This window comes from Stenotrophomonas sp. STM01, from assembly GCF_014852135.1.
In the GTDB taxonomy this organism is placed as follows: Bacteria; Pseudomonadota; Gammaproteobacteria; order Xanthomonadales; family Xanthomonadaceae; genus Stenotrophomonas; species Stenotrophomonas capsici.
On sequence record NZ_JACVBA010000003.1, the window covers coordinates 81,875 to 107,057 of the forward strand.

At 68.5% G+C, this 25,183-nt stretch carries 23 protein-coding genes; 9 read left to right on the plus strand and 14 right to left on the minus strand.

Annotated elements, in window-relative coordinates:
- Positions 1-9: 9 nt before the first annotated feature.
- A complete protein-coding gene (locus IB227_RS14570) occupies positions 10-792 on the minus strand; it encodes an enoyl-CoA hydratase-related protein (protein WP_132862646.1) in 783 nt (260 codons plus the stop codon).
- Between the two features lie 168 nt (positions 793-960).
- On the opposite strand from IB227_RS14570, the gene IB227_RS14575 reads away from it, so the two are divergent.
- Positions 961-1,662, plus strand: a complete 702-nt coding sequence (locus tag IB227_RS14575; RefSeq protein WP_192288007.1) for an FKBP-type peptidyl-prolyl cis-trans isomerase N-terminal domain-containing protein — start codon at positions 961-963, stop codon at positions 1,660-1,662.
- Positions 1,663-1,825: 163 nt separating this feature from the next.
- On the opposite strand, the gene IB227_RS18660 is transcribed toward IB227_RS14575, so the two are convergent.
- Together IB227_RS18660 and IB227_RS14585 are read right to left on the minus strand one after the other, a co-directional pair.
- Entirely contained in the window at positions 1,826-3,520 is a 1,695-nt protein-coding gene (locus IB227_RS18660; RefSeq protein ID WP_192288008.1) for a PA domain-containing protein, read from the minus strand.
- The gene (locus IB227_RS14585) at positions 3,517-3,966 is read right to left on the minus strand and encodes a hypothetical protein (protein WP_192288009.1); all 450 of its coding nucleotides are present in this window, start codon (positions 3,964-3,966) and stop codon (positions 3,517-3,519) included. Before IB227_RS14585 ends, IB227_RS18660 begins: the two co-directional genes overlap by 4 nt.
- A gap of 334 nt (positions 3,967-4,300) precedes the next feature.
- Between IB227_RS14585 and IB227_RS14590 the strand changes: the two genes are divergently transcribed.
- From IB227_RS14590 to IB227_RS14600, 3 genes are read left to right on the plus strand one after another with little or no spacing between them, the layout of a single operon-like run.
- A complete protein-coding gene (locus tag IB227_RS14590; RefSeq protein WP_192288010.1) occupies positions 4,301-5,104 on the plus strand; it encodes a CoA pyrophosphatase in 804 nt (267 codons plus the stop codon).
- A gap of 2 nt (positions 5,105-5,106) precedes the next feature.
- Positions 5,107-6,003 (plus strand): sulfurtransferase, encoded by an 897-nt coding sequence (locus IB227_RS14595; protein WP_192288197.1) that lies wholly within the window; start codon positions 5,107-5,109, stop codon positions 6,001-6,003.
- Positions 6,004-6,044: 41 nt separating this feature from the next.
- Positions 6,045-6,983, plus strand: coding sequence for a DUF1684 domain-containing protein (locus tag IB227_RS14600; protein WP_192288011.1), 939 nt, complete (start codon positions 6,045-6,047; stop codon positions 6,981-6,983).
- 7 nt (positions 6,984-6,990) lie between these two features.
- Here IB227_RS14600 and IB227_RS14605 read toward each other — a convergent pair whose 3' ends face one another.
- Entirely contained in the window at positions 6,991-7,554 is a 564-nt protein-coding gene (locus tag IB227_RS14605) for an N-acetylmuramoyl-L-alanine amidase (RefSeq protein ID WP_192288012.1), read from the minus strand.
- A gap of 51 nt (positions 7,555-7,605) precedes the next feature.
- Between IB227_RS14605 and IB227_RS14610 the strand changes: the two genes are divergently transcribed.
- The 3 genes from IB227_RS14610 to IB227_RS14620 all read left to right on the plus strand — a co-directional run bounded on the left by IB227_RS14610 (position 7,606) and on the right by IB227_RS14620 (position 10,960).
- Positions 7,606-8,133 carry a hypothetical protein gene (locus tag IB227_RS14610; protein ID WP_192288013.1) on the plus strand — a complete coding sequence of 176 codons (528 nt, stop codon included), beginning with the start codon at positions 7,606-7,608 and terminating at the stop codon, positions 8,131-8,133.
- A 126-nt stretch (positions 8,134-8,259) separates the two neighbouring features.
- Positions 8,260-10,401 (plus strand): bifunctional 23S rRNA (guanine(2069)-N(7))-methyltransferase RlmK/23S rRNA (guanine(2445)-N(2))-methyltransferase RlmL, encoded by a 2,142-nt coding sequence (gene rlmKL / locus IB227_RS14615; protein WP_192288014.1) that lies wholly within the window; start codon positions 8,260-8,262, stop codon positions 10,399-10,401.
- A gap of 22 nt (positions 10,402-10,423) precedes the next feature.
- Positions 10,424-10,960, plus strand: coding sequence for a GNAT family N-acetyltransferase (locus tag IB227_RS14620; RefSeq protein ID WP_192288015.1), 537 nt, complete (start codon positions 10,424-10,426; stop codon positions 10,958-10,960).
- 122 nt (positions 10,961-11,082) lie between these two features.
- On the opposite strand, the gene IB227_RS14625 is transcribed toward IB227_RS14620, so the two are convergent.
- From IB227_RS14625 to IB227_RS14660, 8 genes are all read right to left on the minus strand, one after another.
- On the minus strand, positions 11,083-11,403 hold the full coding sequence (locus IB227_RS14625; protein ID WP_192288016.1) for a DUF3325 domain-containing protein: 321 nt from the start codon (positions 11,401-11,403) through the stop codon (positions 11,083-11,085).
- The gene (locus tag IB227_RS14630) at positions 11,400-13,019 is read right to left on the minus strand and encodes a PepSY-associated TM helix domain-containing protein (RefSeq protein WP_192288017.1); all 1,620 of its coding nucleotides are present in this window, start codon (positions 13,017-13,019) and stop codon (positions 11,400-11,402) included. The genes IB227_RS14625 and IB227_RS14630 overlap by 4 nt, the downstream gene beginning before the upstream one ends.
- Positions 13,016-13,342 (minus strand): DUF3649 domain-containing protein, encoded by a 327-nt coding sequence (locus IB227_RS14635; RefSeq protein WP_243693940.1) that lies wholly within the window; start codon positions 13,340-13,342, stop codon positions 13,016-13,018. Before IB227_RS14635 ends, IB227_RS14630 begins: the two co-directional genes overlap by 4 nt.
- 104 nt (positions 13,343-13,446) lie before the next feature.
- A complete protein-coding gene (locus tag IB227_RS14640; RefSeq protein WP_192288018.1) occupies positions 13,447-15,678 on the minus strand; it encodes a TonB-dependent siderophore receptor in 2,232 nt (743 codons plus the stop codon).
- Positions 15,679-16,000: 322 nt separating this feature from the next.
- Entirely contained in the window at positions 16,001-17,287 is a 1,287-nt protein-coding gene (locus tag IB227_RS14645) for a DUF445 family protein (RefSeq protein WP_318639553.1), read from the minus strand.
- A gap of 3 nt (positions 17,288-17,290) precedes the next feature.
- The gene (locus IB227_RS14650; RefSeq protein WP_192288019.1) at positions 17,291-17,719 is read right to left on the minus strand and encodes a hypothetical protein; all 429 of its coding nucleotides are present in this window, start codon (positions 17,717-17,719) and stop codon (positions 17,291-17,293) included.
- Positions 17,716-18,360 carry a DUF5671 domain-containing protein gene (locus IB227_RS14655; RefSeq protein WP_192288020.1) on the minus strand — a complete coding sequence of 215 codons (645 nt, stop codon included), beginning with the start codon at positions 18,358-18,360 and terminating at the stop codon, positions 17,716-17,718. The genes IB227_RS14650 and IB227_RS14655 overlap by 4 nt, the downstream gene beginning before the upstream one ends.
- Positions 18,361-18,413: 53 nt before the next feature.
- Positions 18,414-19,307, minus strand: coding sequence for a plasmid replication/partition related protein (locus IB227_RS14660; RefSeq protein WP_192288021.1), 894 nt, complete (start codon positions 19,305-19,307; stop codon positions 18,414-18,416).
- Positions 19,308-19,475: 168 nt separating this feature from the next.
- On the opposite strand from IB227_RS14660, the gene IB227_RS14665 reads away from it, so the two are divergent.
- Complete coding sequence (locus IB227_RS14665; RefSeq protein WP_192288022.1) at positions 19,476-20,978, plus strand: aldehyde dehydrogenase; 1,503 nt, start codon at positions 19,476-19,478, stop codon at positions 20,976-20,978.
- Between the two features lie 49 nt (positions 20,979-21,027).
- Here the strand turns inward: IB227_RS14665 and IB227_RS14670 are convergent, their stop codons facing one another.
- Positions 21,028-22,995: an oleate hydratase gene (locus IB227_RS14670; protein ID WP_192288023.1), complete on the minus strand. Its 1,968-nt coding sequence runs from the start codon at positions 22,993-22,995 to the stop codon at positions 21,028-21,030.
- A gap of 221 nt (positions 22,996-23,216) precedes the next feature.
- Between IB227_RS14670 and IB227_RS14675 the strand changes: the two genes are divergently transcribed.
- Positions 23,217-24,515, plus strand: coding sequence for an MFS transporter (locus IB227_RS14675; RefSeq protein WP_192288024.1), 1,299 nt, complete (start codon positions 23,217-23,219; stop codon positions 24,513-24,515).
- Positions 24,516-24,644: 129 nt separating this feature from the next.
- Here the strand turns inward: IB227_RS14675 and IB227_RS14680 are convergent, their stop codons facing one another.
- Positions 24,645-25,106, minus strand: a complete 462-nt coding sequence (locus tag IB227_RS14680; RefSeq protein WP_132862667.1) for a bacteriohemerythrin — start codon at positions 25,104-25,106, stop codon at positions 24,645-24,647.
- Positions 25,107-25,183 lie beyond the last annotated feature (77 nt).

Here is a 25,183-nt window from a genome sequence, read left to right on the forward strand (position 1 = left end):
CGGTGCAGCTCAGCGGTTCCTGAATTCCGGCTTGCGGCGTTCCAGGAAGGCCGAGGTGCCTTCGCGCATGTCTTCGGTGGAGAAGGCCAGGCCGAACTGCGCGCTTTCGTACTCCAGTCCTTCCTCGATGCCGCACTCGCCGCCGACGTTGATCGCGTCCAGGATGCCGCGCAGTGCCAGCGGCGCGGCATGGGCCAACTGGGTGGCGATCTTCAGCGTCTCCGCCTCCAGCTCGGCGGCCGGCACCACCCGGTTGACCAGGCCCAGTTGCTGGGCGCGGGCGGCGTCGATCGGCGCGCCGAGCAGGCACAGCTCCAGCGCCGCGGCACGGCCGGCCAGGCGCAGCAGGCGCTGGGTGCCGCCGAAGCCCGGCAGCAGGCCCAGGTTGATTTCCGGCTGGCCGACCTTGGCGCTGTCGGCGGCGATGCGCAGGTGGCAGGCCATGGCCAGCTCCATGCCACCGCCCAGCGCGAAGCCGTTGATCATCGCGATGACCGGTTTTTCCAGGCGTTCGATGCGGCGCATCAGGCGCTGGCCGACCAGCGAGAAGTCGCGCCCCTGCACCGGGGTCAGGCCATTCATCTCGGCGATGTCGGCACCGGCCACGAACGCCTTGGGACCGGCCCCGGTCAGGACCACCACGCGCACGTCGTCGGCCTGGCCGGCCGCGGCGAATGCCGCATCCAAGGCTTCCAGGGTCTGACGGTTCAATGCATTGAGCTTTTCCGGACGTTGCACGGTGATGGTGCGGATACCGTCGCGGGTGGCGATCGAGACCGGGGCGTCGGACATACGGTGAAGCTCCTGAAAAGTTAAAAAAAAGTGAGTTTTGAACTAAATCGAACCCATGTGGGTCAGAGCCCGGGTCGTCAGTGGCGGAGCGCCTTTGTGACGGCTATCCTAACCCGTCGCCTCAAGCGGCATGGTTGCCCTGAGACACCTTCCCTGGAGAACAGTTTGATGAAGTTGCGTTCTATCGCGGTCGCCGTGGCCGCTCTGGCCATCACCGGCACTGCATTCGCCCAGGACGTCTCGTCCGAAAAGGGCAAGCTGAGCTATTACTTCGGCTATGACTACGGCAACAACCTGGCTGAACTCACCGGTCGCGGCGAGCAGCTGGACATCGCTTCGGTGGTGAAGGGCCTGCAGGATGCCTACGCCAAGAAGCAGCCGGCGATCACCGCCGACCAGCTCAAGCCGGCCGTGGAAGCCTTCCAGCGCCGTGAGCAGAGCCGTGCCCAGGCCGCCAAGGCCGAGTACGACAAGGCCGCTGCCGACAACAAGACCCGCAGCGACCAGTTCATCGCCGCCAACCGGGCCAAGCCGGGCGTGCAGGCGCTGGCCAGCGGCGTGCAGTACCGCGTGATCGAAGCCGGCAACGGCGCCAAGCCGACCCAGGCCAGCACCGTTGCGCTGGAAGTGGCCGGTCCGTTCCCGTACGGCCAGCGTCCGACCGAAGCCCGTCCGGCCCAGCAGATTCCGTCGATCAAGGTCAGCGAAGTCGAAATGGCCGCGATGCGCGAAACCCTGCTGCAGATGCCGGCCGGCGCCAAGTGGGAAGTAACCCTGCCGCCGGAACAGGCCTACGGTGCCGACCCGCGTACCCCGTTCCCGCCGAACGTGGCCGTGCAGTTCGAGATCAAGCTGGTCAGCGTGAAGTAATCCACGCCAGTTGCACGGAAACACGAAGCGCCGGTGCGAAAGCACCGGCGCTTTTTTGTGGGTGTACATCCGGATCGATTCCGGGCCTACGCGGGAAGGGGCCTGACACACGACCGGCGCCACGCGGGCGCCGGTCGTGGTACTGCAGGGTTGAAGCGCGGGCTTACAGCGATGTCACCTTGGCTGCGCAGGAGCGGATGCTGGCCTGCTCGACGTTGCTGACCATGCCCAGTGCCTTCAGGTCCGAGGCGGTGTCGTTCATGCATCGCAGGTAGGCACCGCGGTTGCCGTTGGCGCTGGTACGGCACAGGCGGTCCTGTGCCTGCACGTTGGCACCGGCGATCAGGCCCGGGTTCTTGAACAGCTTCACGCCGGTATCGCAGGTGCCGATACGCGCCGTGCCGGTGTTCAACACCCAGCCCTCGTCGGCGAACACGCCCAGGGTCAGGTCGACGATGCGGGCACCGTCGGTTTCATCGCTGTTGGCCGGCTCCATCAGGGCGTCGGGGATCAGCACGCTCTCGAAGTGCGAGAACGACGAGCCGCTGGCGACCGTGGCAGGGGCGTACAGCAGCGGACGCCCGCTGGGATCGGCACCGGCCATCTGCCCGGCCACCTCGCCCAACGCCGCGGTCATCGCCGCACCGCCCTGGGCTCCGGCCTTGATGCGGTTGGCATCGGTCAGGTTGACGCTGACGGTGGGGATGTTGGCGGTGACCGTTGCATCCTCGGCCATGCCCGGTGCGGTGCCCGGATCACCGGAGCTGGCCACGTTGCCGATGATCGCCGCGACCGCCCCGGCGGCTTCGGCGTTGGCGGCCTTGATCTCGAAGGCGCAGCCGCCGCGGTTGATGTAGGCCACCTTGCCGGTCAGGCTGCCGGCCGGCAGGGCCTCGCAGGCATCGGCGGTGTCGCTGCCGGTGCCGTCATTGGCAACCACCACGCTGCCGGCGAAGTTGTCGGAGGTGGCCTTGGGCCCGAACGAAGCCGTGCCGTAGAACTGGGTGACCAAGGTGGGGCTGATGCCGCTGATGGACAGCACCACCGCCGGATCCAGCCACAACGGCGCCTGCGCACGGGTGCTGGCACCATTCCAGGCCGGGCCGCCGCGGGTCTTGATCGAGGTAGCACGCAGCGCGTTGGTCATGCTCGCGTCGGTGAAGCGCTTGCCGGTGAGGTTGTCGAACGCGTTGTCGGTGTACACGTCCGAATAGCCGTAGTAGCTGGGGATGCCGGTGCGTTCGCCCAGGCGCCCGCTGGTGTAGCCGACGAAGCCGGAGAAGCCCAGGCCGTGGCCGATCTCATGCAGCACCACGTCCAGGAAGTTGATCTGCCCGGCCGGCGTCTTGCCATCGAGCCCGTAGTACCAGCCCGAGCCGGTCATGCACGGCGTGCCGTCCGGATTGGTGCCGCCCAGGTTGTTGTTGAAGCGGCTGGTGATGTCGGTGCCGGACGAGCTGATGCTGATGCGCGAGCCGTTGATCGCGTTGGCCAGCGGGCCGTGGTAGATCATGCCGAGCTGGCTGCCCGAGGGCGCGGAGGTGGCGATCCATGCGGCGCCGGCCGAGCCCAGGGTGCCGCCGGTGGCGGTGCAGGTCAGGTCCTGGAAGCTGGCGCCGACGAAGGTTTCCACGTCGCTGTTCAGCACTGCCCCCCACAGGTCGGCGGCGTAGCGGTAGACGATGCGGCGCTGTTCACCGACGGTCTTGCCCGGGTTGCCGCCTTCCGGCGCGCGTGCGGTGGGGTCATTGAGGCCCTTGCCAACCGGGTCCTGGTTGACCGGGGTGATCACGGCCGCTTCGGCCGACGCGGCGAACAGGCTGGCGCCGATCAGGGCGCAGAGCAGATGCGTCTTCATTTGCTGACCTCCTGGCGTCCATGCGACGGCGGTGCGCCGTTCTCCAGCACCTGCACGCTGCCATCGGCAGCGCGTTCGACGGTGAGCGAATTCATTGCCGAGACTGGCAGTTCCGCGCTGCTCATGCCGTTGGCATGGGTGCGGATGGTGGCGGTGGCCTGGGCGCTGTTCTGCGGCATGCGTGCCCAGGCGGCGTTGGTGGCGGTGCTGCTGCCGGCGGCGCTACGCGCCGTGGCGGGCATGGCGTTGGCCTTCTCGGAGAGGGCGCGGATTTCTGCGTCGGTGAGTTTGCGCAGCTTGCCGGTGGTGGGGTCGATGCCGGCGACCATGCCACTCTCGGCCGTGGTGGCCGGGGCTTCGGTGGTGGGTGGTTCGGCGGCGTGGGCGGCAAGGCAGGTGCCCAGCGCAAGCGCGGTCAACAACAGGGAAGGTTTTGCCACTTTCATTTCTGGCTCCGTTACAGAGTGAAAAACGAGAGGCCCCAGCGCAACGAAGGCAGCAGTGGTGTGGTGGGCGTGCCACCGGACCCTGCGGACTGCGTGACGTGGTTTCGTGTTTCCCCCTGACGGCAACCCGAGTGTGCATGGGGATGAACGTCAGTTCAATAGACTTGATGCCCGTCACAAATTTTACTGTGCAGGCGGCAGGGCGCCGCCGTTGGGGCACGGCCGTTCCGCCCGCATCGCGATCACCGACCCGCGTGGAACAGCGCGACATCACGCCCTGTCCAGCCTGTGCGCTGTCCTCGCGCCGCGCTAAGCTGGGGAGATGTCTGAATTGATGGGTTCTCCGGTTCGTGCCGTCTCCAGCCCCTGCATCGGTGTGTGCGCACTGGACGCGGAAGGCCTTTGCCGAGGGTGCTGGCGCACGGGAAACGAGATCGGGAGCTGGATGCGCATGAGCGAGAGCGAGCGTCGCGGATTGATGGAGCAGGTGTTGCCGGGGCGTGCGCGCCAGGCGGCCAGCTTCGCCGAGCGCCTGGCCGGGCGTGATCGCCTGCAGCAGGCCCTGCTTCCGCTGACCCGCGTGCCGGCCGGACCGGGCTGGAACCGCAGTGAACTGGAAGACCTGTTGCCGCCGGGGCCGCCGGTGGAGGCCGCGGTGCTGGCCGGGCTGGTGCCGCGCGCGCAGGGTACGCAGGTGCTGCTGACGCGCCGCACCGAGGCATTGCGCAACCACGGGGGGCAGGTCGGCTTCCCGGGCGGCCGGATGGAAAAGCGCGACCGTAATCCCCTGGCCGCCGCGCTGCGCGAGAGCGACGAGGAAATCGCCTTGCCATCGCAGCAGGTGCTGGCGCTGGGGTACCTGGACCCGTTCATCACCATCAGTGGCTTCCGGGTGACGCCGGTGGTGGCGGTGGTGGACCCGGATTTCGTGCCGCGCCCGGAGCCGGGCGAGGTGGCCGAAGTATTCGAAGTGCCGCTGGACTACCTGATGGATCCGGCCAACCTGCGCCACGTGGACGTGGAGCACCGCGGCCGGGTGCGGCATGTGCTGGAGTACACCTGGCCGGGCCAGCGCATCTGGGGAGCCACGGCCGCCATCCTTTACAACCTGCGTCGTCGCCTGGAGCACGTGAGATGAGCCTGACCGGATTGCCGTGGACCACGCTGGTCGATGTTCCCCGCCTGGCCGCCGCGCTGGTCGGGCCGTCGGTGCAGGTGCTCGATGCACGCGCCACCGCCAGCACCGCGGTGCGGGTGGTGGACGCGCGTTTCTCGCTGGCCGACCCGCAATCGGGGGCGGCGCAGTACGCGGCGGGGCACATCGCCGGCGCGCTGCATGCCGACCTCAACCGCGACCTGTCCGACCTGGGCAGGCAGGGACATGGCCGCCACCCGCTGCCGGACAGCGACACCTTCGCCGCGACGCTGGGCCGCTGGGGCATCGGCCCCGACACCCAGGTGGTGGTCTATGACGCCGCCGACGGCAGCATGGCGGCCGCGCGCCTGTGGTGGCTGCTGCGCCTGATCGGCCACCGCAACGTTGCCGTGCTCGATGGCGGGCTGGCGGCCTGGCAGGCGGCCGGCCATCCGCTCGACAGCGAGGTGCCGGAAGTGACCGCGCTGGGACCGTATCCGGGCCGGTTCGACATGGCCCAGGTGGTGAGCGCCGACGAGGTGCAGGCGCGCCTGGCACAGCGGCCGGGGTGGCTGGTGGACGCGCGCGCGGCCGAACGCTATCGCGGTGACGTCGAGCCGCTGGACCGGGTCGCCGGCCACGTGCCGGGGGCATTGAACCGGCCGTTCGGCATGAACGTGCATGAAGGGCGCCTGCGCCCGGCGGCGGAACTGCAGGCCGAACTGGGCGCGCTGCTGGGTGACCAGCCCGCTTGGGAGACGGTGCTGATGTGTGGGTCCGGGGTGACCGCCTGCCACCTGCTGCTGGCGTTCGAACATGCCGGCCTGGCGGGGGCGCGCGTGTTCGCCGACTCCTGGAGTGGCTGGTCCAGTGATCCGTCACGACCCGTGGCGGTAGGCTGACACGCGAAAGAACCAAGGGCCTCGGGGGAGACATGGTTTCGATGAAAGGGGCATTCCTGCTGTCGCTGGCGTTGGTGCTGGCGGCCTGTACGCCGGCCAATGACCCGTTTGCCAACGACGCGCTGCAGCACCCCTACGACGTGCGGCAGTACCAGCGTGACGTGGAGCAATGGCGCACGCAGCGCCTGGCGCGCTTGCGCGGGCCGCAGGGCTGGCTCAGCTACGTGGGCTCGGGGCGGCTGGAGGCCGGGACGACCTATTCGGTCGGCAGCGCGCCCGACAGCGACGTGCGGCTGCCGTTGGGGCCGGAGCGGGTGGGCCGGCTGAGCATCGACGCGGCCGGCAAGGCCACCATCGAGGGCTACCCGGGCACCGGCGTCACCCTCAACGGCCAGCCGCTGCGGGGCGCCACGCTGCAGCCGGCGGGTGATGGCAAGGAGGCCAGCCGGCTGCATTTCGGCAGCGCCGAGTTCTACCTGGTGCGGATCGGCAACGTGCTGGGCTGGCGATGCCGGGATACCAACGCGGCGCTGCGACGCGGCTTCCGTGGCATCGAGCACTTCCCGGTGGACCCGCGCTGGCGGGTGGTGGCGCGCTGGAAACCATTCCCGCGCCCGGCTCCGGCGATGCTGCTCAGTTCGATCGGCACGCCATTGCCGGCCGTCGCGCCCGGGGAGGCCGAGTTCGAGGTCGGGGGCCGCCACTATCGCCTGCAGGCGATGCAGGATGCCTCCGAACCGTTGTCGCCCAACCTGTTCTTCATCTTCACCGACCTTACCGGCGGCCGCGAGACCTTTGGCGGCGCGCGTTATCTCAATGCATCGGCGCCGCGTGACGGCGAGGTCGTGCTCGACTTCAACCGCGCGCAGAACCCGCCCTGCGCATTGAGCCGGCACGTGGTGTGCCCGATCGCGCCGGCGGTCAACCGGCTCGAGCTGCGGGTGACCGCAGGCGAGAAGTACCAGTTCGTGGCCGAATAGGCCAGGCTCAGAGCGGCAGTGGCTGCAGGGTGACCGCGCCGAGCACCTGCGCCCACGGGAACTGCGGGCCGGGGTCGAGCTTGCGCGCGACCTCGCGGGTCGGGTCGTCGCTGGCCGGTACGCGCGCGGTGTCCAGCTGCTCGTGGCCGGCGATCCAGCGCAACGCCGGGAGCTGGTCCGGCAGCCATTGCAGCAGGCGCACCAGTGATGCGATCTGGGCCTCGGGGTAGGGCTCGCCCATCTGCTGGGTGCGTGAGTCGAACCAGTCCGGGTAACGCCCGGTGTTGACCAGTTCGATGCCGACCGAGCGCGGGTTGATGCCGCGCACGTGGTGCGCCACCCGCTCCAGCGCCACGTATTGCAGGATGCTGCCGTCGCGGTCGATGTAGTAATGGCCGCTGTTGCCGGTGCCGCTGTCGTAGACGGTGCGCTCGCCGTATTGGCGGGCCGTGGCCAGGTCCGGCAGTTCGGTGCAGTGGACGACCACCAGGTCGACGTCGGTGAGCGCGCGGCTGCCCAGCAATGGTTCGTAGGGCAGGGGCGCGGCGATGATCGGGGGCGGCAGAGGCATGTGCGGATGCTAGCATTCGTCGATGAATCCCGATCTTCCCGCCTGCCAGCCATGAGCCGCGGCCACTGCATCCTTTCCCACGGTTTCGAGAGTGGCCCGGACGCCACCAAGGTCACCGCGCTGGCCGAAGTCGCCGAGCGGCTGGGCTGGACCCACGAGCGCCCCGACTACACCGACCTGGATGCCCGCCGCGAGATCAGCCCGGTCGGTGACGTGCCGGCGCGGCTGCAGCGCTTGGTCCAGCGTGCCGGCGAAATGGCCGCGTGTGGCCCGCTGGTGCTGGGCGGCTCCAGCCTGGGCGCCTACATCTCGGCGATCACCTCGCTGCAGGTGCCGGTCAAGGGTCTGTTCCTGATGGTGCCGCCGACCACGATGGGGCCGATGCCGGCGCTGGACGCGGCCGCGGTGCCGATCAGCGTGGTGCACGCCTGGCATGACGAGATCATCCCGGCCGAGGAGGTGATCCGCTGGGCCGGGCAGCGCTCGGCGCGCCTGTTGATGGTCAATGACAGCCACCGGCTGATGCGCAACGTCGAGGCCTCCGCGCAGGCCTTCGAGACCCTGCTGCGCTCGCTCTGAGCCCTGTCAAGCCGGCGTTCCGGCGCGTTGGCCGGCAACTGCCTACAATGGCGCCCCTGGATGCCGTCCGGGGCCGGCCGTCGTGCCCGCCCGCATCCCCTCCTTTCCGACAGTTGATCCGATCCCGTGAAATTCTTTGTTTCCTGCGCCAAGGGCCTTGAGTACCTGCTCGCCGACGAACTGCTGGCGATGGGCCTGCCCAAGGCCACCGCCACCATTGCCGGCGTCAATGCCGAAGGCGAGCTGCGCGATGCGCAGCACGTGGTGCTGTGGTCGCGGTTGGCCAGCCGCGTGCTGTGGCCGCTGGAAGAGTTCGACTGCCCCGACGAAGCCGCGCTGTACCAGGGCGTGGTGTCGATGCCGTGGGAAGACCACCTGGACGCCGACCTGACCCTGGCCGTGGACGCGCATGTGTCCGGCACCGCCATCACCCACGCGCGCTTCGCCGCGCAGCGGGTCAAGGACGCGGTGGTCGACCGCCTGCGCGGTGAAGGCCTGGAACGCCCGTCGGTGAACGTCGATCTGCCGGACGTGCGCATCAACCTGTCGCTGCGCAAGGGCCGCGCCACCATCTCGATCGACCTGAGCGGTGGCCCGATGCACCGCCGCGGCTGGCGTCAGTCGCAGAACGACGCGCCGCTGAAGGAAAACCTGGCCGCCGCGGTGCTGATGCGCGCCGGCTGGCCGAAGATCCATGCCGAAGGTGGTGGCCTGCTCGACCCGATGTGCGGCAGCGGCACGCTGCTGATCGAGGGCGCGCTGATGGCCGCCGATGTCGCGCCGGGCCTGCAGCGCCACGGCAGCATTCCGCCGAGCCGCTGGCGGGGTTTCGACCAGGCGCAGTGGAAGGCGCTGATGGGCGAGGCGCGCGAGCGCGAGCAGGCCGGGCGTGCCGCGCTGAAGCAGGTCATCCACGGCAGCGACATCGACCCGCAGGCGATCCGTGCGGCCAAGGAGAACGCCGAGGTGGCCGGTGTCAGCGAAGCGATCTGGTTCGGCGTGCGTGATGTCGCCGACATGCAGGTGCCGCCGCAGGAAATCGGCTGCGTGGTCTGCAATCCGCCGTACGACGAACGCCTGGCCGCCGACGCGGTGCTGTACCGTCGCATCGGTGATGCGCTCAAGCGCGCGGTGCCGCAATGGAAGGCCAGCCTGCTGTGCGGTAGCGCCGATTTGGCCTTCGCCACGGGCCTGCGTGCGCGCAAGACCTACCAGCTGTTCAACGGTGCCATCGAGTGCGCGCTGATCGTCTGCGACCCGATCGCGGTGCCGGCGCGCGAGAACGATGGCCAGCCGCGCGAGCTGAGCGAAGGTGCGCAGATGGTGGCCAACCGCCTGCGCAAGAACCTCAAGAAGTTCAAGAGCTGGCTGGCGCGCGAGGACGTTACCTGCTTCCGCGCCTATGACGCCGACCTGCCCGAGTACGCCGCCGCCATCGACGTCTACCGCGAGGATGGCGGCAAGGGCCGCACCTTCCTGCATGTGCAGGAGTACGCTGCGCCGGCCACGATTCCCGATGCCGACGTGCGCCGCCGCCGCAACGAGTTGCTGGCCGCCGCGCGCGAGGTGCTCCAGGTGCCGGCCGAGCAGGTGGCGCTGAAGTCGCGCGAGCGCGGCAAGGGCGGCAGCAAGTACGGCCGTTTCGAGCAGCGTGGCGAGTTCATCCTGGTGCGCGAGAACAATGCGCTGCTGCGCGTGAACCTGTTCGACTACCTGGACACCGGCCTGTTCCTGGACCACCGCCCGTTGCGCCGGCACATGGCCGAGCAGGCGCGCGGCAAGCGCTTCCTCAACCTGTTCTGCTACACCGGCGTGGCCAGCGTGGAAGCGGCGGTGGCTGGCGCGGTCTCCACCACCAGCGTCGACCTGTCCGGCACCTACCTGCAGTGGTGCGCCGACAACCTGGCCCTGAACGGCATGGGTGGCAGCCGCCACCAGCTGGTGCAGGCCGATGCGATCAAGTGGCTGGAGGCCGAGCAGGGTCAGTTCGACGTGATCTTCTGCGACCCGCCGACCTTCTCCAACTCCGCGCGCGCGGAGGACTTCGACGTGCAGCGCGAGCAGCTGCGCCTGCTGCGCGCGGCGGTGGCGCGCCTGGCGCCGGGCGGCGTGCTGTATTTCTCCAACAACTTCCGCCGCTTCAAGCTGGAAGAGAACGCCATCGCCGAGTTCGCGCGCTGCCGCGAGATCAGTGCCAGGACCATCGGCCCGGATTTCGAGCGCAACGCCCGCATCCACCGCGCCTGGGAACTGCAGCGGTTGGGATGAGACGATGAGCGCGGGAGGCAGCATGGCAGCATCGTCCATCGTGTTTGAAGGCTTGCTGCTGCGGCCCTTCGAGGACAGCGACGCGGAGCCGTTCGCCGAAGCGGTACGCGAATCGGCCCAGAGCGTGGGCCGGTGGATGCCATGGGCAACACCGGACTACGACACCGTGCAGGCGCTGGCGTGGTTCGCCGACTGCCGTGCACGACGCGAGCGGGGGGATGCACTGGAGTTCGGGGTCTTCTGCGCGCAGACCGGGGCCTTCCTTGGCGGCGCGGGCTTGAACGAGATCCGGCGTGGGCACCGGTTCTGCAACCTGGGGTACTGGGTGCGCACGTCGCGCCAGGGGCACGGCATCGCGCCACGCTGCGTGCGCGCGCTGGCGGCGCATGGGTTCGACCACGAAGGCCTGCAGCGCATCGAGATCGTGGTGGCGGTGGGCAACACCGCCAGCGAAAGGGTGGCGGTGAAGTCCGGCGCATTGCACGAGGGTATCGCGCGCAACCGGCTCATCGTCCATGACCGGCCCGTCCCGGCGCACCTGTTCTCGCTGGTGCCCTGACCGAAGTGGGCAGGAGCGGCCTTGGCCGCGAAGCCGATACCGCCTGGCTCGCCCGGTCGTTGGACGATGAAGGCGTATCCGGATGCATCATCGGCTTGGCGACCAGGGTCGCTCGTACGGGCTCAGGGCACGACGGTCGCGGCCAGGCCGATGACCGGCAGGGCCCAGGCCAATGGCACGATCCAGCGGGGCCGGTAGGGGTACAGGCCGAACGCCAGCAGCAGCCCGGCGGCGGTCAGCGCCCCCAGCCACAACACCGGGCCGGCGGCCCAGCCGTGGTCGGCGACGCAGACCGCGAAGGCCAACGCGAGCAGGCCCCAGCCCAGCCAACGCCACAGCGGCGTGCGTTCGGAGCCGCGCTGCAGTTCGCGCTGGTGCTTTTCCATGGCCAGCGACAGCGCGGTGAACGCCGCGAACGACAGCCCCAGGGCGAGCAGCATCATGCGCCCGCTCCCATGGCGGCCGCCTGCTGGCGACGCTTCTTCTCCGCCGCACTCAAGGTGGGCTGCCAGTGCTGCATGCGCCAGCCGCAGTAGGCCAGTACGACGCCGAACACCAGCATGAAAAGATCCACGCCGGCCAGCGGCCAGTCGCCCTGCAGCAGGGTCACGCCCAGATGGGCGTGCGTGGTCAGTGCATTGACCAGCGGAATCAGCGCGAACATCGCCGCGCCCACGTACAGTTGCCAGGCCCACATCATCCGCTTGGGCCAGATGAATGCCGCGAGCAGGGCGGCCCCCCACGCGTAGAAGAACACGTTGGCTTCGGCCGCGCTGCGTTCGGCCAGTTCCACCGGCAACAGTCGGTTGCCCCAGAAGTAGGCGGCGAAGGCGATCGGCAAACCCGCCACCGCGCCGATGTTCAGGGCATCGACCAGACGCAGGCCGAAACCGGTCCTGCCCGACTTGGCGTGCTTGGGGCGCTCCTTGACCGCCCACAGCACCACGCCGCTGGCCACCATCAGGCAGCCGATCAGGCCGGAGACGAAGAACAGGGCGCGCAGCCCCCAGTCGGCGAAGCGGGCCAGGTGCAGGCCGTACATCACGCCGCGGGTCTGGGTGGCACCGCCCGGTGCCGGGCTGCCCTCCAGGCGCACGCCGGTGAGGGCGTCGTAGCGCAGCGAGGGCGTGTCGATCGACAGGCGATGGCCGTCCCGCTGCAGCACGTCGACCACCGAATTGTCCGCGCCCGGGCGATGGACAGTGAAACCCGCCACTTCGGCGCCGTTCCATTCCTTGCGGGCACTGTCCAGCAACTGCTGGATCGGTAGCGGCGGCGCGCGCCCTTCGGCCGGGCCCTCGACGTCGGCCATGCGTGCGAAGGCTTCGGAGAAGAACGCATCCGGGTCGGCCGGGTAGGCCGCCTTCACGCCCCATGGCAGGTACAGGAACATCAGGGTGACGATGCCGGTGTAGGTGATCATGGCGTGGTACGGCAGCGCCATCACCGCACTGACGTTGTGGAAGTCCAGCCAGGAACGCAGCCCCTTCTGCGGGCGGAAGGTGAAGAAGTCGGTGAAGATCTTCTTGTGGGTGATGACCCCGGTGATGATCGCCACCAGCATGAACATCGCGCAGAAGCCGACGATGTAGCGTGCCCAGATCACCGGGATGTAGTGCAGGTCGAAGTGCAGGCGGTAGAAGAAGTCACCGCCGCGGGTTTCGCGTGCACGCACCTCCTGGCCGCTGTTCGGGTCGACGGTGGCGTCGCCGAAGCGACCGCCACCGCGACGGCGGCGTTTCTCGCCTTCAGCCGGCGGCGTGGCCATCGATTCGGGGTTGCGCCAGAACATGCGCATGGCCGGGTTGCGTGCATCAGGCAGGGTGACGGTCCAGCTCTCGGCCTGCGGGGCCTTGCGCTGCAGGAAGCGCACTGCATTGGCAGCGGCGACGTCGCTGCTGACCGTGTTGCGTGGCAGCTCCGGGCGCATCCAGCGGCTGATTTCCTCGCGGTAGTAGCTGGCGGTGCCGGCCATGAAGATCAGCAGCAACAACCAGCCGACCAGCAGGCCGGTCCAGGTGTGCAGCCATGCCATCGATTGGCGGAATCCGTTCTTCATGCCATCACCCCCAGCCATTCGGCGGCCATCCAGAACAGCGCGGCGGGCAGCACGATGCCGAGCCAGGCGCGCAGCGCGCTGCGCGTGGCGAACGCCCACAGCGCGGCACAAGCGCACAGCACGATGGCGACCAGCATGCCGGTCAGCACGGCCTGGCTGCGTGGCAGCGGCAGGGCAAGGGCGAAGAACATCGCGGAAGTGGCGGCGAGCGCGTACCCGCCGACGATGGCGGCGATGCTGCGCGAGAGCACGCCCAGCCAGGGGCGTGCGAGGAAGTGCTCGATTCGGGCGAGCCAGGAGCTGGCGATGGGCGTGCTGTCCACGGAAACCTGCGGTGAAGGCTGGAGCGGGCAGTGCCGGTGGCGACCGGCGCTGCATGAAGTGGCCATCCCTGGCCGGCGCCGCGTGCGGCGCGTCCCCAAAGGCGTTACAGCTTCCAGCGCAGGGTCAACTGCACGTTGCGCGGCTCGCCCCAGTACACGCCGTTGTAGAAGCCGACGTTGCTGTAGTACTTCTTGTCCAGCAGGTTGTTGACGTTGAGCTGGGCGCTGAAATTGGCGTTGAAGCGGTAGCCACCGGACAGGTTGAGCAGGTAGAACGCGTCCTGGGTCATGCGCACGCTCTCGGTACGCCCGGTAACCAGGTAGTCCGGTGCCGGCCTGGCACCGTTGCGCCAGATCTCGCTCTGCCAGGTAGCGCCACCGCCCAGCCAGAAGCGGCCGTCGATGCCGCCCGGACGCCAGCTGGCGTTGAGGCGGAAGGTGTTGACCGGCGTGGTGGTGTTCTGGCGCACGCCTTTCTGGTTCTCGATCACGGTATGCGCGTAGCCGGTGGACAGGTTCCAGTGCTCGCCGAGGCTGCCCTGTGCTTCCACTTCCCAGCCCTGGACCTTGTTGCCCTTGCCGGTGGAGCGGTAGGCATCGCTGCCATCGGGCAGGAACTTGGCCGGCACGCTGTCATCGAGCTCGGCCACGTTGTCCTTCTCGCCCTTGAACACGGCCACGGAGGTGTTGAGCAGCCCGTCGAAGAACTCGGCCTTGAGGCCGGCTTCCCACATGTCGCCGACCACCGGCTCCAGGTAGCTGTTGTTCTTGTCGCGGTAGTTCTGCGGCTGGAAGATGTCGGTGTAGCTGGCGTAGGCGCTGAAGGTCCGGTTGATGTCGTAGATCAGGCCAAAGTACGGGGTCAGCGTGTTGTCGGGTTTGTAGCCGCCACGGGTGGTGCCGGTGCGGTTGCCGGCGTTGTCGTAGCTGTAGCGCCAGCTGCGGGTTTCCCAGGTGCTGTAGCGCGCACCGGCCACGGCCAGCAGCGGGTCGGCCAACTGCAGGCGCGCGGCCAGGTAGGCGCCGCGCTGGCGCAGTTCGTCCTGCGAGCCGAGGTAGCCATTGCGGACGATGGGCAGCTGCGGCACGTCGCCGGTCCAGTTGCGCCAGTCCGGCACCTGCGCGTAGCTGTCCGGGTAGTCGGGGATGCTGATCGACGGCGCCTTGCTCTTGCGCAGCGACTGGCCGTAGCCGAACACCACTTCCTGGGCGTGGCCGAACAGCTCGAAGGCGCCGGTGACGTTGACGTCGGCCACGTCCATCGTGCTCTTTTCGGCGAAGTGCGAGATGTAGGCGGTCACCCCGGTGCCGTCGGGCCGCGGGTTGCCGGCCGCGCCGTACCAGACGCTGCCATCGGTATCGCGGTCGGCATGGGTGAAGCTGCCCTTGATCGTCCAGTTGCTGCCCAACTGCTGCTCAAGGCGCGCGAAGCTGGTCTTCTCCACGATTGGCCACTGGCTCCAGCTGGCCGACAGGTTGGTCGAGCGCGGCAGGTTGGCCGGCTTGCCATCCACGCCCCAGTACGGCACCACGCCCCAGGTCACGCCGGTGGTCTTGGGCGACTGGTACTCGTACCCCAGCTCCAGCAGGGTGCTGTCGCTCAGGTCGGCCTGCACGATGCCGTAGAACACGTCCTTGTCCAGCTTGTAGACGTCGCGGAAGGAGTCGCTCTGCTGCTTGGCGCCGACCACGCGCGCGCGGATGCGGCCATCCCAGGCCACCGGTCCACCGAGGTCGAACTCCATGCGCTGGTTGCTCCAGCGGCCGACGGTGAGGTTGGCGCCCATCTGCAGGGTGTCAGTGGGGCGCTTGCGCACGAAGCTGATGGTGCCGGACGGATCGCCGGCGCCGGTGGTCAGGCCGGTGGCGCCGCGCACCACTTCGATGCGCTCGTAGATCACGTTGTCGGTGTTGGTCTTGATCGACCCGCCGAACGTGTTGAGCATGCCATCGACCTGGAAGTTGGTGATGTTGTAGCCGCGCGAGACGTAGTTGATGCGTTCGCTGTCGGTCACCGAGACGTGCACGCCGGTGACCTGGCCCATCACGTCCTGCAGCGAGAACAGGCCCATGTCATCCAGCCGTTGGCGGGTGATGACGGTGACCGACTGCGGCGTCTGGCGCAGCGACAGGTCCAGCTTGGTCGCGGTGCCGGTGTGCTTGACGGTGTAGGAGTTGGCCAGTTCGCCTTCGGCCACGACCTTGACCGTATCCAGCGTGGCCGGGTCGCGGGCGGCGTCATCGGCCAGGACGGGCGCGGCGTGGGTGGCCAGGGCGGCGGCCAGGGCGCTGGCCAGCAGCGAGAAGTGCAGGGACGTGGGGGCAGGGCGTTGCATCGTGGTTTCCTGGTGGGCGAAAGGGTGGCCGACCTGGAATTCGCCCATGGCGACGCCTCACGCCATGCGTGAGCAACGTTGCGGGGTAGTGCTCCCTGAAGTCAGCCGCGTGCACAACGCGAGGCCGTTGGCATCGCGTGGCAGGAGTTGTAATGGGGGTACACGGGGCTTGGCGGGGAACGCGCGGGGCGTCCATGCCGCGGGAGGCTAAGCGTACTGCCTATGAACGAAACGATAACGATTCTTATTGGCAATGGCAAGCGTCATTGTCACAAACGACCGCCTCCCCGCAGGAGCGAGCAGGGTCACGAAGCCGCGATGCTCAGAACTTCAGCCAGCCGGTGATCGCATGCAGCAGCAGGCCGATCAGGCCGCCGACGAGGGTGCCGTTGAAACGGATGTACTGCAGGTCGCGGCCGACGCTCAGTTCCAGCTGCTCGACCAGTTTCTTCTCGTCCCAGGCCTTCACCGTCTGCGCGATGTGCGTGGTCACGCCGTTGCGCAGGCGGTTGGTCAGCTTCTCGGCACCGGCCAGCATGTGCTGGTTGAGGGCATCGCGCAGGGCGGGGTCCTCGCCGAGGGCGGTGCCCAGCTTGGACAGGCTGCGCTCCAGGTAGCCGGCCAGCACCGAATCCTCGCGCGAAAGGTCATCGCGCAGGTAGTCGTGCACGCGCTTCCACAGCCCCTGCACGTAATCCTGCACGGCCGGGTGGTCGATCACCTGCTGCTTGAGCGTGTTGACCTTCTCGGCCAGCGCCGGGTCTTCGCGCAGGCGTTGCATGTAGTCGCCCAGCCAGCGGGCATAGTCCTGCCGCAGCGGGTGCTCCGGTTGCGAGAGGACGTCCTGCAGTTCCTCCAGCCCGGCGCGGGCGAGGCGGTCGGCCAGTGAATCGCCGATCTCGTCGATCGGCTTGACCCAATCCACGGTGCTGGCCAGCGTCGGCCATTCCTTGCGGATGTAGCGCACGATCAGTGCCGAGGCATGCTGGCGCACGCTGTCCTTGTCCAGCCAGGTGGCCACGCGCTTCAGGCCTTCGTCGAGCACGCGCTGGTGGCGGTTGTCGGCGGTCAGCAGGCCGAGCAGTTCGCCAGCGGTGGCCGCCGCATTCCATTGCCGCAGCTGTTCGACCACGAAGGACTGGATGGCGCGGCGCACGGCGGCTTCGTCGAGCAGGTCCAGTGCCTGCACCGCCCAGCCGCGGGCCATGCCGGCGAGCATGCGCGCCTGCTGTGGCTGCGCCAGCCATTCGCCCAGCCGGGTGGCGGGGTCGAACACCTTGAGCTTGGCCAGCAGCGTTTCCGGCTCCAGGAAGTGGTCGCGCACGAACACCGCCAGGCTGTCGGCGATGCGTTCCTTGTTGCGCGGGATGATGGCCGTGTGCGGGATCGGCAGGTTGAGCGGGCGCCGGAACAGCGCCACCACCGCGAACCAGTCGGCCAGGGCGCCCACCGTGGCCGCCTCGCAGAACGCGCTGACCCAGGCCCAGATGCCGCGCTCGCCGTTGAGATGGCTGACGATGAAGCCGGCCAGCATTGCCAGCAGCATCGCCACCGCATACAGCTTGAGCCGGCGCAGCTGCGCGCGGCGCGGATCGTCGACGGCGTTCACGCCTCAGTCTTCATCGTTCTTGATCGAGCGCCGGAAACAATGCTCGCCGGCCGGGTGAGCCCAATCGGCTTCCAGGCCGCCGAAGCGCCGTTGCCGGGCACTGTCGGTGGCAAACAGGGCGCAGAGTTCGAAGTTGCTGTCGTCGAGCAGGCGGTAGCGGTAGTCCGGCCCACCGGCGGGATCGTGCAGCGGCAGGTCCAGCCCGGGTGTGGCGCGCAGGCGGGCCATGTCCGGTGGCAGCGCCTCATGTGCGGTGCGGTAGCTGCGTGCCGCCTGCTCCAGCGAGCGCAGGTCCTGCAGGCGGCTTTCGTCGAGGCGGAGCAGGCGCTGTTGCGCCGGCGAGTCGATCACCCAGACGCCGGCCGCGATCGCCAGTGCGGTGAACACACCGGTGGCCCACAGCAGGCGGCTGCCCCAAGTGGTCTGGCTCATGGGCTCACCTCCTCGCGGCGCAGGTCGGCCAGGTACCAGCCGAACACGGTGCCGGCCAGCAGCGCCACGGCCAGCACCTTGAGCACGAAGCGCAGGCTCAGTTCACCGCCGAGCAGGTTGTAGACCAGCGTGGTCAGGTCGCCGATCAGCACCCCGGCGGCGACGAACAGGGTCAGGTAGGTCAGCCAGCGCCGTACCGGCGACAGCCGCTTGATCGGATGCCGGGCCACGTCGCGGCTGACCCGGTGGCTGAGGAAGGCGAACACCGGGAAGGCGATCACCAGCGCCGAGATCGACCAGCGGATCGACGGCCCCAGCTGCAGCATCTGCCAGCGTGCATCGGCCGGGTCGGGCAGGGCGTGTTCGATCAGCTTGAACAGCAGGCTGCCCAGGTTCCAGCAATAGAAATACAACGTGCTGAACAGCAGCAGGTAGACGAACGCCTCGCGGGCGGACAGCGAGGCGCGCGGGCGCGGTACCGGCAAGGCGAAATCCACCTCGGCCCAGCCATCGAGCACCCCGCGTACCTGCGCTTGGCTCCAGCCGGCGGCCAGCAGTGCCTGGTTGACCTGGGCGCGGCTGTGGCCGCGCATCAGGGCCTCGCGGACGAATGATTCGAGTTCGGGTGAAGCCGATGCCATCGCGTGCTCCCTGCCATGCGTGCCCGCAGCGTAAGGGGCCGGCCGCGTGGCGATCAATAGTCGGAGGCGGCCGCTTCCGGTTCCTCCGCGCGACTGGCGGCCAGCCGCGCCCGCAGCGCGTCCAGTTCCATGCGCAGGGCCTGGTTCTCCGCAGTGAGCGAGGCCACGCGCTGGCGCAACGCCTCCACTTCGGGGCTGGCCGCCGCGGTGGACGGTGCGGACTGCACTTCGTCGTGGGCGTCCTGGTCGTGCTCCGGGCGGGCTTCGGGCTTGGGCTTGCGGCGCGATTCACGTACCCGCTTGGCCGCTTCCTTCAACTCGCTCTTGCCCCCCTGGGCGGCGGCGCGCTGTTCGGCTTCCGGCAGGCTGGCGACCACCGCGGCGGCGCTGAGCGAGATCTCCCCGGCCTTGACCGCCTCGATCACTTCCTGGGCGGCATGTGCGCTGATCTTCTCGATCAGGGTCACCTGGCTGGCGCTGAGCTTGGCTTCACGCGCCAGGTCGGCCTTGGACAGCTTCGGTGCCGGGTCCCACGGCGGGGAGTCGGCATCGCTGGCGTGGTCGTCGGCCAGCGCGGCTTCACCTTCGCTCTCCCGGCGCAACTGCTCCTGCTCGGCGCGGCGGCGCGCCTCGACGATGGCGCGCTTGCGCAGGGCCAGCACGCCGCGCTGGAAATCGGACACGCTGCGGCGCCCCAGGTGCTGCTCGATCATCCACAGGTGCACGTCGTCCATCGACTGGAAGCGGGTGTTCTGCACGGTGTTGAACGGAATGCCGTGCCGGGTGCAGATGCCGTAGCGGTTGTGGCCGTCGATCAGGATGTTGCCCCACAACACCAGCGCGTCGCGGCAGCCCTCGGCCAGCAGACTGCGCTCCAGCGCGTCATGTTCGTCCTGCGTGAGCGGGTCGATGTAGGCCTTGAGTTCTTCGTTGACGATGATGTCCATGCGGCTGCCGGTTGAAACGTGGGCGGGCATTGTAGTGACCCGGGGCGGTGCCGGGGCAAGTCCCGTAGGCCGTGCGACGGCAGGGATTCATGACGGCCGTGCAGCGTGGCCGGCGTACCATGCACGGTGGCGGCCCGCGCCGCGTTGTCCCGCAACAGGAAGCAGACCATGAATACGCCGCACCTCCGCGAACAATGGCAGACGCTGGCCGACGGCCTGTCGCTGCGCACCCGCGCCTTCATCGACGGCCGCTACGTGGATGCCGCGTCCGGCGCGAGCTTCCCGTGCATCAGCCCGATTGATGGGCGGGTGCTGGCGCAGGTGGCCGAATGCGGCCAACGGGATGTGGACCACGCCGTGGCCGCGGCGCGGCGTGCCTTCCAGAAGGGGCAGTGGGCGGGGTTGAAGCCGGCGCGGCGCAAGCAGGTGCTGCTGCGCCTGGCCGGGCTGGTGGAGCGCCATGCCGATGAGTTGGCGCTGCTGGAAACGCTGGACATGGGCAAGCCGGTCGGCGAAGCACGCGGGGTGGACATCGGCGGGGTGGTCCGCTGCATCCAGTGGACCGCCGAGGCGGTGGACAAGCTGTATGGCGAGGTGGCGCCCACCGGCAGCAACGAGCTGGGCCTGATCACGCGCGAGCCACTGGGCGTGGTCGCGGCGATCGTGCCGTGGAACTTCCCGCTGCTGATGGCGGCATGGAAGATCGCCCCGGCGCTGGCCGCCGGCAATTCGGTGGTGCTCAAGCCCTCGGAGAAGTCGCCGCTGAGCGCGCTGCGTTTCGCCGAGCTGGTGGCCGAGGCCGGGGTGCCCGAGGGCGTGTTCAACGTGGTGCCGGGCAATGGCAAGGGCGCAGGCGAGCCGCTGGCCCTGCACATGGACGTGGACGGGCTGGTGTTCACCGGCTCCACAGCGGTGGGCAAGCGGCTGCTGCAATGCGCGGGCCTGTCCAACATGAAGCGCGCGTACATGGAATGCGGCGGCAAAAGTCCCAACATCGTGTTCGCCGACGCCCCGGAGCTGGACAAGGCCGCCGAAGCGGCGGCCAGTGGCATCTTCTACAACCAGGGCGAGGTGTGCACGGCGGCCTCGCGGCTGCTGGTGGAACGCTCGATCAAGGATGAATTCGTCGCGCGCGTGGTCGAGCATGGCCGGCGCATGCAGCCGAAGCATCCGTTCGAACCGGGGGCGCCGATGGGCGCGATGGTGGACGAAGCCCAGTTGCAGCGGGTGCTCGGTTACATCGACGAAGGCACCGCCGAAGGCGCGCGGCTGCTGCTGGGCGGCAAGCGTGCGCAGGTGGTGGAGGGCGGCTGCTACCTCGAACCCACGGTGTTCGACGAGGTCTCACCGCAGCAGCGCATCGCCCGTGAGGAAATCTTCGGCCCGGTACTGTCGGTGATCACCTTCGACGGCGAGCAGCAGGCGCTGCAGTTGGCCAATGACAGTGAGTACGGGCTGGCCGCGGGCGTTTGGACGCGGGACATCTCCCGGGCCCACCGCGTGGCCCGCAACCTGCGCGCGGGCAGCGTCTGGGTCAACTACTGGGACGGTGGCGACATGACCGCTCCGTTCGGCGGCTACAAGCAATCGGGCAACGGCCGTGACAAGTCGCTGCATGCCTTCGACAAATACACCGAGATGAAGGCGACCTGGATCCACCTCGGCGACTGATTCCGTGAGTGGGCGGGGTGCCCTGCCGTCAGGGCACCCCGGGCCAGGCTCAGTCCTTGCCGCCCTTGCGCAACTGGCCGGCAAAGCGCTCCAGCCATTGCGCGAAGCCCTGCAGGGCCACGCCGCCCTTGTCGCGCAGGTTGGCCAACTCCGCCTCCAGGCGCTCGCGCCGGGTGGCTTCGCCCTCGTGCTTCGGCAGCGGCGGCAGGATGTGGGCGAAGTAGGTGTTGTCCAGCAGCTTGTGCAGCAAGCGTTCGCCGATGAACGGTTCGCCGTTGTTGAGCGCGCGTGCGCCCTTGAACAGGTTGCGGATGTCGTACTGGGTGGGACTCAGGTCGGGCACCTGCTTGGGCAGGTCGAGCAGGGTGTAGACCGCGATGCGGGCGGTGCGCACCGAGCTTTCCATGGTGAACACCACGTCGTTGGCGGTTTCCACGAACTGGCCGACCAGCGCCAGGTTGGTGCAGCCGTGCGGCACGACCTGCGGGCGGTCGCCGGCCGCGCGTGGCATGAACTGCGCGGTGATGTACGGCATCAGCGCCAACCGCACCTTGGTGTGCGGGATGATCGCGTCGAGCTGGTCGGCGATGCCCAGGTGGTAGCACAGCTCGGCCACGATCTCGCGGCCGGTGCACTCGGGCATGGTCTTCTTGACGAAGTTGCCGGGCTGGTCCATCAGCAGCGCGTACACCCACATCACCACCGTGTCCCTGGGCTGGCCGGGGAAGTGCGGCCGGCGGTTGATGGTGACGCTCAGCACCCAGTTCGAATCGGTGAAGGTGATGATGCCGCCGGTGGCGGTGCGGCCGGAGGTGGGGTCGTTGACCGACAGTTCGGTCAGCTTGTCCAGCAGCGGCGAGGCGGTGCAGGTCAGCGTGGCCGACTCCCACATCGAGCGGTCGATGTCGCCGCAGAACTTGTCCGGCTTGCCGAACACCGGCGACTGCCGGGCCAGGTTCTGCCACAGGCCCCAGCTGCTACCCTCGGCCGGGCCGCCGTGGCGCTTCTTCAGCACCGGCACGGTGTCCAGGTCGCCGTAGGCGGTGTCCTCGGTCATCGAGCCGGTGAGCGCGATCACCAGGTCACGCGCGGCCACCGCGATGTGGCCCTCGCCCTCGGCGGTGCGGGTGCGCAGCGCGGTGACGGTGCGTTGCTCGCCCTGCACGTCGAAGTCCATGTCCAGCACCTGGGTGCCGAGCTGCACCTGCACGCCCTGTTCGCGCAGCAGGCGGACCAGCGGGGTGACGAAGGTGTCGTACTGGTTGAACTTGGGGAACACCAGCGCCGACATGTCGCCGAAGCCGTCGATGGCATCGAGGAAGCGGTGCATGTACAGCTTCATCTCCAGCAGGCTGTGCCAGTTCTCGAAGGCGAACATCGAGCGGAACAGGAACCAGAAATTGCTGGCCAGGAAGCCGTCGCTGAAATGGTCCTGGATGGTCAGGTCGTCCAGTTCGTCCTTGCGCTTGAGCAGCAGGCTCACCACTTCCCATTGCTGCTTGCGGCTCAGCCCGAAGCGGGTGAAATCCGGCAGCACCTGGCCCTGCTTGTGCATCAACCGCGACCTGGACCAGTTGGGGTCGGCATCGTTGGCCAGGCGGTACTCGTCGAGCACGCTGAAGCCTTCGGGCAGTTCCAGCGCGGGCACGTCCTGGAACATGTCCCACAGGTTGTCGTAGTTCCAGTTCATCTCGCGGCCACCGCGCACCAGGTAGCCGTCCTGCGGGTTGCCCGAGCCATCCAGTGAGCCGCCCTCGATGTCGAGGCCTTCGATGATGGTGATGTTGCGTGCCGGCATGTGGCCATCGCGGATCAGGTAGAACGCCGCGGCCAGGCCGGCGATGCCGCCGCCGACGATCCAGGCCTTGCGCTCGGCGATGCCCTCGGTGGGCAGGGGCTTGAAGCGCTGGTAGTTGCCGACCATGTCCGGCGGCGGCAAGGTGTTGAGCGGGGCGTTGTGCCAGTAGCGGGCGCTGGCGTCCGGGGCGTGTTCGATGCGGGGGGAGGGAGTGCTCATGGTGTTCTCCGGTGTGAGGGGAGGGACAGGTGCAACCGCCGATCCAGTCTGCACGGGAATCCCGTCGGGGCGGTTACACGGGGTTGAAACCCGGCGTGAGCGGGCGTCATGCGGGGGGCCGTGGAGGGCATAAGGGGTGGGAAGGTCACGGCTGCAACCATTTCTGGGGCCGGGCGGCGACGCGTGGCAGACTGCGGCACCTGTTTCCCTTGTCCCGGCTCATGTCGACCGCTGCAGCCTCCGTGCCCCTGAATTCCCCGCGCCGCGTGCTGGCGGCCAGCCTGGTCGGTACGACCATCGAGTTCTTCGACTTCTACATCTACGCCACCGCCGCGGTGCTGGTGTTCCCCAGGTTGTTCTTTCCCGACAGCAGCCCGGATGCGGCGTTGTTGCAGTCGCTGGCGACCTTCGCGGTGGCCTTCATCGCCCGCCCGGTCGGCTCGGCGGTGTTCGGCCATTACGGCGATCGCATCGGCCGCAAGGCCACGCTGGTGGCGGCGTTGTTGACCATGGGCCTTTCCACCGTCGCGATCGGACTGCTGCCGACCTACCACGACATCGGCCTGGTCGCGCCGCTGCTGCTGGCGTTGTGCCGGTTCGGCCAGGGCCTGGGCTTGGGCGGTGAATGGGGCGGGGCGGTGCTGCTGGCCACCGAGAACGCACCGCCGGGCAAGCGCGCCTGGTACGGCATGTTCCCGCAACTCGGGGCACCGCTGGGCTTCCTGCTGTCGGCCGGCGTGTTCCTGGTGCTGGGGCGCGTGCTCGACGATGCGGCCTTCCTCGGCTGGGGGTGGCGGGTGCCGTTCATCGCCAGCGCGTTGCTGGTGATCGTCGGCCTGTGGGTGCGCTTGAACATCCGCGAGACCCCGGACTTCCAGAAGGCGCTGGACCAGGGCCAGCGCGTGCGCCTGCCGATGCGCGAGGTGCTGGTCGGGCATGGCTTTGCGGTGGTGGTGGGGACGCTGGCTGCGTTCGCCACCTTCGTGCTGTTCTACCTGATGACGGTGTTCACGCTGGGCCATGGCACCAAGACGCTGGGCTACGCGCGCGAGGATTTCCTGCTGCTGCAGATGGTCGGCATCCTGTTCTTCGCCGCCGGCATCCCGCTCGCCGCACGCTACGGCGACCGCCAGGGCACGGTGAAGGCGATGCTGCTGGCGACGGTGGCGATCTTCGTGTTCGGGTTGCTGTTCCAGCCGTTGTTCCAGGCCGGGCACCCGCTGCTGGTGCTGTTGTTCCTGTCGCTGGGACTGTTCCTGATGGGCCTGACCTACGGCCCGTGCGGCACCATGCTGGCCAGCCTGTATCCGGTGCAGGTGCGTTACACCGGCGCGTCGTTGTCGTTCAATCTGGCCGGCATCCTGGGTGCGGCACCGGCCCCTTACGCGGCCACCTGGCTGGCAGGCCGGTTCGGCATCGCCGCGGTGGGCGGCTACCTGTGCGTCACCGCGCTGGTTACCGGGCTGGCGTTGTGGGCCATTGGCCGGCGCCAGCAGCGGGCAGGTGCCGAAGCGGCCTGAGCCGCTGGTGGCGGCGCGCTGGGAAGTCATCAGCCTGTGGGGCAGCAGGACGGAAAGGGCAGGAACGGCGCGGCAGCACCACGTAGGGAGGGGATCGGCCGCCGCCGCGTCGTTCCTGCACGGGGCCGGTCAGTTGAACAGGCGCTTGAGCGTGCGGCCCAGCCAGCTGCCTTCCTGGTGATCGCGGGCAAACTGGTTGAGGTGGCGCTTGACCTGCTCGGCATAGGCCTTGTCATCGCCGCGGATGTGGTTGAACAGCCAGCGCGAGAGCATGTTGCGCAGCTCGTCGGTGACGTCCTCGCCGGCCTGGAAGCGCATGCGGTATTCGGAGACGCGCTTGCCGAACACCTCGTGCACGCGCTTGTGGGCGGCGCAGAACGGATAGCCGGCTTCCTCCATCAGTTCTTCCTCGAAGGCGAAGTGCGACATGGTGTAGTCCACCAGTTCGTCGATCACCTCGGCCACCGCGACGCGTTCCAGGCTCTTCTGGGCGATATGCAGGTGGTTGAGCATCTCCACGATGCGCATGTGCTGATGGTCGATGACCTCGACCCCCGTGTTGAGGTCGTCCTGCCAAACCAGTAGTGCCATCGCGAGTTCCTCCCTGTGATTTCCTTGGGGGCACTCTAGGGGCGCACCTTCGCCGGCGCGTTGATCTGGATCAATGG